Origin of the sequence: Leifsonia sp. SIMBA_070 (genome assembly GCF_046534635.1) — a bacterium.
In the GTDB taxonomy this organism is placed as follows: domain Bacteria; phylum Actinomycetota; class Actinomycetes; order Actinomycetales; family Microbacteriaceae; genus Leifsonia.
In genome coordinates this window covers 1-256 of sequence record NZ_JAWRYK010000548.1, presented here as the reverse complement: position 1 = coordinate 256, position 256 = coordinate 1, and the positions used below count along the sequence as shown (strand labels likewise).

Here is a 256-nt window from a genome sequence, read left to right as displayed (position 1 = left end):
GGCCATCGACGCCATCGACCGCAAGCAATATCGCAAGGTCGGGCCGCTTCTGATGCTGTCGTTGCAATCCGATATGGATCGCCTTGCGACAGGCTTCATGAGCGCATGGGTGAAGGTCGGGCAGGGCAACCCCAAACAGGCGCTCGCCGACATCCAAAAAATGCAGGGACCGGAATGGTATGGTTTGTTCCGTACCTATAATTCTGCGCTCATAGCCGATCTCGCCGGCCAGAAACAGGAAGCGCGTGATTTCTAC

General features: G+C 56.6%; 1 protein-coding gene. It reads left to right on the top strand.

Translation table 11 applies throughout. The annotated features are described in order from the left end of the window. Positions 1-256: hypothetical protein (locus SB754_RS21390; RefSeq protein ID WP_410784341.1), on the top strand; the 256-nt coding region annotated here is incomplete at both ends.